This window comes from Halochromatium sp. (genome assembly GCF_054919635.1).
Map to the genome: position 1 here is coordinate 1 of NZ_JBUDPI010000199.1, position 6895 is coordinate 6895.

Sequence of the window (6895 nt, forward strand, 5' to 3'; positions counted from 1 at the left end):
CTGCCCGCTGCGCAATGGCGGTCGCAGCGAGGCCAAGCGCCGATCGATCCGCACCGCGACGCAGGTGTTGCCCACATCGGAGTGGATCGCATAGGCGAAATCGACCACGGTCGCACCCATCGGCAGCACCAGGATGCGCCCCTTGGGCGTGAAGACATAGACCTCATCCGGGAACAGATCGACCTTGACATGCTCCAGAAACTCTTGCGAATCGCCCGAATCGCGCTGAACCTCAAGGAGACCCTGCAGCCAATCCTTGGCCGCCATCTGCGCACCACTGCCCTCGCCCTCGGTCTTGTACATCCAGTGCGCGGCAATCCCCGACTCGGCGAGCCGATTCATGTCGATGGTCCGGATCTGGATCTCCATCGGCACACCTAGCGGACCGATCAGACCGGTATGCAGCGACTGATAACCGTTAGACTTCGGGATCGCGATGTAGTCCTTGAAGCGACCCGGCACCGGCTTATAGAGATCATGTACCTGGCCGAGCACCCGGTAACAGGTATCGACGCGGTCGACGATGACGCGGAAGCCGAAGACGTCGGCCATATCATCGAACGAGCGCCGCTTGGCGGCCATCTTCCGATAGATGCTATAGAGGTGCTTCTCGCGCCCAAACACCTCAGCCTCGATGCCGGCGGTCTCGAGTCGCACGCGCAGCGCATCCTCAACGCTGGCCACCATCTCGCGCTGCCCCTGCAGCTTCTGCTTGATGGTGCGTGACAGCACCGCATGCCGCCAGGGCCAATGATGACGAAACCCAAGGTCCTCGAGATCGAGCCGGATGCTGTTGATACCGAGCCGGTTGGCGATCGGCGCATAGATCTCCAGCGTCTCGCGTGAAATCCGCCTGCGCTTGGCCGGCGTCATCGCGTCCAGCGTGCGCATGTTATGGAGACGATCGGCCAGCTTGATCAGGATCACGCGGATATCGCGCGTCATCGCCAGCATCATCTTGCGGAAGCTGGCCGCCTGCGCCTCGGCCCGCGATGGGAAGTCGATCTGAGTCAGCTTGCTGACCCCATCGACGAGCTCGGCGACATCATCGCCAAAGGTATCGGCGAGGTGCTCTTTCGCGGTTGGGGTGTCCTCGATGACGTCGTGCAGGATGGCCGCCATCAGGCCCTTGTAATCCATCCGCATCCCGGCGAGGATGCGGGCCACCGCAATCGGGTGATAGATGTAGGGCTCGCCACTCTGGCGCTCCTGCCCTTGATGCGCCTCGGCGCCAAACAGATAGGCGCGGTAGACCTCGCTGACCTGCTCGCGAGGCAGATAGCTCTCTAGCTCGGTCAGGAGGTCGCTAATCAGGAAACGGGCAGGCTCATTACCCTGTGGCTGATACGTGTTCAGTACCGGCGCAGGCGCCGCATGTGGGCGGGGTCGGACACCGCCATGCCGCGCATCGTCGCATTTGGCATCCGACGACGGCGCATCGGCAAGCCCAGGGACGAGGGGGGCCGAGACGGCCCGAGCCGACGCAGCTTCAGCCTCAGTCTTCTGCATCCCGTGACGCTAGCTCCTCGGCAAGCGCTCGCTCCAGGGCCTCAGCAGCATCTTGGGCCGCGCGATCGCCGTCCGCTAGGGTCTGTGGCTCGATCAGCCCGGCTGCAATCTCACGCAGCGCCATGACCGTCGGCTTGTCATTCTCCCAAGGCAGCAGCGGCTCAACACCCTTCGCCAACTGCCGGGCGCGCTTGGTCGAGACCAAGACCAATTCAAATCGATTGTCCACGTGCTCGAGGCAATCCTCGACAGTGATGCGAGCCATGCAAATACTCCAAAAAGAAATACAGAAAACCATGCGCCGCTCAGCGCCGCCCAGATTAGCTCAGCTCAGCTCAGCTCAGCGGGCAAGATCAGCTCAGTGGGCAGCGAGCACGCATACAAAAAAAGACGGACCAGGCCGAGTGCTTCAGCCAAGCTCGATCATCAGCCGATCGGCGCTCTGAATCCTGCCCTGAATCCTGGGCTCAAATTACCAGAAAACCCCGGCTAACACATCGCTGCCCGTCGAGGGTAGCGGTTTGCGCTATCACTTTGACCATCGGGAACGAGAGCAGTTGCGCCACGCCAGTGTGGGTGCATCAGTCACCGAGCATCGCGCTCAACCGATGCTGCTCGCGGGCCGCTTGCCGCGCTGTACGCAGGCGCTCGGCCCGCAGGATCGTGCCAAGATCGGCGAGCGCCCGCTCGAACTGGTCGTTAACCACAAGATAGCCGTATTCGTCCCAGTGCGAAAGCTCATCGCGTGCCTTGGCCATCCGCTCGCTGATGACCGCGTCGCTGTCCTGGCCACGGCCACGCAGCCGCTCCTCCAATGCCGAGAGTGAGGGTGGCACGATGAAGATCGATACCGCGTCTGTAAACCGCTCGCGGACCTGCCGCGCACCCTGCCAATCGATCTCGAGCAACAGATCCTCTCCGCCATCGAGCGTCTCGCGCAGCGAGGATTCGGCCGTGCCGTAGGCATTGTCGAAGACGCGGGCGTACTCGATGAAGGCGCCTTCGGCAACCATTGTCTCGAAGCGCTGATGATCGACGAAATGATAGTGCTTGCCATCCACCTCGCCGGAGCGGCGCGGGCGAGTGGTATAGGACACCGACAGCGTTAGGGCCGAATCACGCTTGAGCAGCTCGGCAACCAGACTGGTCTTGCCGGCCCCAGACGGTGCCGAGACCACAAACAACAGACCTTTCGGCGCTTTGAACGAGGACGCGTGAGCTTCGGGCATGAGGCTTCCTATGCGGATCAGGACTCGGCGGCAGAGCCGGGGATTGGCCAGAGGAGTATAACGCTGCGCGTTTTCGCATAGCATCGCAGGCATTGTTGCTGGCATGATCGCAGCCAACGCCATTGGTCCGTCACAGCTATGCATCCGGATTTCGACCTCGACCCCGACCTACTCTATCTCAATCACGCTGCGATCGCGCCCTGGCCGCAACGGACGGTCGCAGCGGTCGCAGGCTTCGCCGCCGAGCAGGGTCGGCTTGGCTCGAAACGCTATCCGGTCTGGCTTGAGGTCGAGCAGCGACTGCGCGAGCGTGCGGCCAGGCTCATCGGCGCCGATTCAGCCGCTGACATCGCGTTGCTGAAGAGTACCTCGGAGGGCCTCTCATTCGTCGCCCAAGGACTCGATTGGCAGCCTGGTGACAACCTCGTCAGTATCGCTCAGGAGTTCCCCTCGAACCGCATCGTCTGGGAGACCTTGACTGAGCGCGGGGTGGAGCAGCGCAGCCTGGACCTGGCCGGCAGCAAGGAGCCAGAGGCCGACCTGCTCGGACTCTGCGACGCGCGCACGCGTCTGCTCGCCGTTAGCTGGGTGCAATACGGACGTGGACAACGACTCGACATCGCCCGGCTTGCCAAAGACTGCCGCGCGCGTGGGATTCTGCTCTGTCTCGATGCCATCCAAGGCCTGGGCGCCCTGCCTTTTGACCTGACCAAGAGCCCGGTCGACTTTCTCGTCGCGGACGGCCACAAGTGGCTGCTCGGACCGGAAGGGCTGGCGCTGTTCTGGTGTCGACCCGAGCTGCGCCAGCAACTGCGCCTGACCGAGTTCGGCTGGCACATGGTCGAGGACATGGGCGCGTTCGATCGCCCGGATTGGCAGCCAGCCGCGAGCGCCCGGCGCTTTGAATGCGGCAGCCCGAACATGCTCGGCATTCATGCGCTCGAGGCTAGCCTCTCGCTGCTCGAAGAAACCGGCGCCGACAGCATCGCGAGCGCGATCGAGGCCCGGATTGGGCGGCTCATCGAGCTCGTCGATCAGGCCGGCTTCGAGCTCCTGTCGCCGCGTTTGCCGACAAGGCGCGCCGGCATCCTCACCATTCGCATAGCCGGCATCGATCAGCAGTGGCTCTATCAACAGCTGATGAAACAAGGCTTGATGTGCGCCAGCCGCGGCGGCGGACTTCGCTTCTCGCCGCATTTCTACACGCCCGAGGAGCACCTGGAGCGAGCAATCTCACTGACCAAGCAGACCCTGTCCCGCTCCGGATGAGCGGCGCTGTCCAGTCGCATCGCACAGCCCGGCTGGGCCAGATCGCTCGAGCCAACACCCACGGACACCCCCACCCGAGCCAACGCGCATGACCGAGGCCGCATTGCCAACCACCCATCCGTCTCCGGCACAGCCCCCGGATGCAAGCCAATGGCAGCTCGCGCTCCGTGTGTTCGCGGCGCCCGCCGACACCAATCCGGATGGTGACATCTTTGGCGGCTGGCTCCTGGCGCAGGCCGACATCGCCGGTGCCACCCTGGCCGCGGCCCAGGCCAAAGGACGCGTGGCGACCGTGGCCATCAATGGCTTCCAGTTTCGAGCAACGATTCAAGTCGGCGATCTCGTCGATCTCTACGCTCGGGTCGAGAAGGTCGGCAAGACCTCAATCACCGTCGATATCAGCGCTTGGGCACGACGGGCCTCGAGTCCAGACGCGGCACGCGAGGTGGCCTCGGGTCGCTTGGTCTTTGTCGCCGTCGACAAGGCCGGTCGCCCACGCCGTCTCTCCACGCCCGTCGGCTGAGCGCTCGCCCTTGATCGCTGCCGCTTGATCGCTCCCCCGCTCTATCGGCAATGGGCGCATCCGAGGCGATCGCATCCTGCCCGTCGGCGCAGTGGGCTATGCTGATGCAGCCAGCCACTATCAGCCAGGATCACCACATGCGATGATTCAAGCCAGCGAGGATTAGACAGCACAGATCAGCGGGTAGCGCACATGTTCGAGGCAGCGAAGGTTGGTCGATCGGTCAGCAAATCAGACTTCAAGGCGCAGCGCGACGAGCTGCGCACGCAACTGCTCGAGGCACAGCGCGAGCTGACCGAAAGCAGCATCCCCGTCATCGTCATCGTCGCTGGCGTCGAGGCCGCAGGCAAAGGCGAGGTCGTCAACCGGCTCAACGAATGGCTGGATACGCGCGGCATGCAGACCTTCGCCTTCTGGGACTTCAGCGATGAGGAGCAAGAGCGGCCGCGCTATTGGCGCTTCTGGCGCACCCTGCCGCCGCGCGGCGAGATCGCGATCCTATTTGGCGGCTGGTATCTCGCCCCGATTGAGCACCGCTTTCGCGGCGAGTGCGATGACGCCGCACTCGACGCCGAGCTAGCGCGCATCGTCGACTTTGAGCGCTCCCTGACCCAGGATGGGGCGCTGGTGGTCAAGTTCTGGTTTCACCTGTCCGAAGAAGACCAGAAGAACCGACTCAAAGAGCTCTCGCGCGATGATCGCAGTCGATGGAAGATGCTGCCGAAGAAGTCGAAGTTCACCGAGCAATATCAGCTGTTCGAGTACGTCGCCGAGCGCGTCATCCGGCAAACCGATCGTGGCATTGCGCCTTGGTATCTGATCGAGGCCGAGGACAAACGCTATCGCGATCTCACCGTGGGCAAGACGCTGCTGCAAGCGATTCGCGCGCGGTTGCAGCAGCCCTTGCCGACCGAGCCGCCCGCAACCGCCGAGCCGCTCGATCTGCCTGAATCAGCGAGTGCGCAGATCACGCTCCTCGATCAGCTGGATCTAACCCAGAGCCTCTCGCGCGACGACTACAAGGCCGCCCTCAAGCAATACCAATCCGAAGTCAATGAGCTCGCCTGGAAGGCCTACAACCGAAAGCGCAGCACCGTGCTGGTCTTCGAGGGCGTCGACGCCGGGGGCAAGGGCGGCGCCATCCGCCGCATCACCAGTGCCGTCGATGCGCGCCTCTATCGCACCATCCCGATTGCCGCACCCACCGATGAGGAAAAGGCGCATCACTACCTTTGGCGGTTCTGGCGCCACCTGCCGCGCGCGGGGCATATCATCATCTACGATCGCTCCTGGTACGGCCGTGTGCTGGTCGAGCGTGTCGAGGGCTTTGCTCACGGAGACGAATGGCGCCGCGCCTACACCGAGATCAACGAGTTCGAAGAGCAGTTGGTCGAGAACGGCGCCGTGCTTCTCAAGTTCTGGCTCCAGGTCAGCGAAGACGAACAACTGCAACGCTTCCAGGATCGCGAAAAGACGCCGTACAAGCAGTACAAGATCACCGATGAAGACTGGCGCAACCGCGAGAAATGGCCGCAATACAAGGTCGCCGTCAACGAGATGATCGCCCGCACCAGCACAGAGTATGCACCCTGGACGCTGGTTGAAGGCAACGATAAGCAGTTCGCGCGGATCAAGGTGCTGAAGACCGTCTGCGACCGCCTGCGCGCCGCCCTCGCTGACGACGCCGCAACCATCCCCGGCAGCGGCATCGCCCGCTGCGGCTACCAGTCAACGAACGACGAGAGCTAAGAGGCCCTATCAGAATGACTGTGCGGCGCGCGTAAGCCTTTGACCGTGCTAGCGTGACGTACATTATGTTAGGGCTTGTAAGCGACTGATCGGACTGAATGACCCAAAGAGGCTGGCAGCGACCCGACCAAGGCCATCCTCATGCGCCTGTTGTCGCATCCATTGGCCAGTGCATGGCCTCAGTGCATGGCCAGAGTAGCCGTTACGCAGGCCTATCGCGCGGTAACAACGAATCGGCATACATCGGCCGCACAGCGGAATAGCGCCGGGCGGTGTAATGCGCGGTGATCACCGCCAGCATCAACGGCAGCACGATCTTGTAATCCATGGTCAGCTCAAAGACCATCAGGATCGACATAAGCGGTGCGTGCGTCGTGCCTGCGAGCATCGCACCCATACCAACCACGGCATAGGCGCTTGGAGTCGCGGTTCCGTCGGGCAAGAGACCATGGACCAGGGTCCCAAACAATGCACCGAGCATGGCACCCACAAAGATGGTCGGCGTGAAGGCACCGCCGACAGCACCTGAGCCATGGGTGGCTGCCGTGGCGATCATCTTCAGCACAAGCACCGTCAATAAGGCCTGCCAGGCCCAGGAGTCCTGCAACACCGCGTT

The 6895-nt window shown here is 62.9% G+C and carries 7 protein-coding genes; 3 read left to right on the forward strand and 4 right to left on the reverse strand.

From position 1 onward, the window contains the following. The 3 genes from ACY693_RS12275 to gmk all read right to left on the reverse strand — a co-directional run. Positions 1-1509, reverse strand: a 1509-nt coding sequence (locus tag ACY693_RS12275) for a RelA/SpoT family protein (protein ID WP_462322114.1), incomplete at its 3' end; no start/stop codon positions are given. Then, positions 1496-1774, reverse strand: a complete 279-nt coding sequence (rpoZ, locus tag ACY693_RS12280; RefSeq protein ID WP_462322115.1) for a DNA-directed RNA polymerase subunit omega — start codon at positions 1772-1774, stop codon at positions 1496-1498. The genes rpoZ and ACY693_RS12275, both read right to left, overlap by 14 nt. A 316-nt stretch (positions 1775-2090) precedes the next feature. Further along, complete coding sequence (gmk, locus tag ACY693_RS12285) at positions 2091-2738, reverse strand: guanylate kinase (protein WP_462322116.1); 648 nt, start codon at positions 2736-2738, stop codon at positions 2091-2093. Between the two features lie 138 nt (positions 2739-2876). Here gmk and ACY693_RS12290 point away from each other — a divergent pair, with 138 nt between their 5' ends. The 3 genes from ACY693_RS12290 to pap all read left to right on the forward strand — a co-directional run bounded on the left by ACY693_RS12290 (position 2877) and on the right by pap (position 6279). Next, positions 2877-4007, forward strand: a complete 1131-nt coding sequence (locus tag ACY693_RS12290; RefSeq protein ID WP_462322117.1) for an aminotransferase class V-fold PLP-dependent enzyme — start codon at positions 2877-2879, stop codon at positions 4005-4007. 88 nt (positions 4008-4095) lie between these two features. Beyond that, on the forward strand, positions 4096-4530 hold the full coding sequence (locus tag ACY693_RS12295) for an acyl-CoA thioesterase (protein ID WP_462322118.1): 435 nt from the start codon (positions 4096-4098) through the stop codon (positions 4528-4530). A 192-nt stretch (positions 4531-4722) separates the two neighbouring features. Continuing rightward, positions 4723-6279 (forward strand): polyphosphate:AMP phosphotransferase, encoded by a 1557-nt coding sequence (gene pap, locus ACY693_RS12300; protein ID WP_462322119.1) that lies wholly within the window; start codon positions 4723-4725, stop codon positions 6277-6279. Between the two features lie 202 nt (positions 6280-6481). Here pap and ACY693_RS12305 read toward each other — a convergent pair. Continuing rightward, positions 6482-6895 (reverse strand): chloride channel protein (locus ACY693_RS12305; RefSeq protein ID WP_462322120.1); only part of this gene is annotated, 414 nt, incomplete at its 5' end.

Excerpts from the sequence above, each read along its gene's own strand:
- rpoZ (WP_462322115.1), bottom strand. The coding sequence starts at position 1,774 with ATGGCTCGCATCACTGTCGAGGATTGCCTCGAGCACGTGGACAATCGA.
- gmk (WP_462322116.1), bottom strand. The coding sequence starts at position 2,738 with ATGCCCGAAGCTCACGCGTCCTCGTTCAAAGCGCCGAAAGGTCTGTTG.
- ACY693_RS12290 (WP_462322117.1), top strand. The coding sequence starts at position 2,877 with ATGCATCCGGATTTCGACCTCGACCCCGACCTACTCTATCTCAATCAC.
- ACY693_RS12295 (WP_462322118.1), top strand. The coding sequence starts at position 4,096 with ATGACCGAGGCCGCATTGCCAACCACCCATCCGTCTCCGGCACAGCCC.
- pap (WP_462322119.1), top strand. The coding sequence starts at position 4,723 with ATGTTCGAGGCAGCGAAGGTTGGTCGATCGGTCAGCAAATCAGACTTC.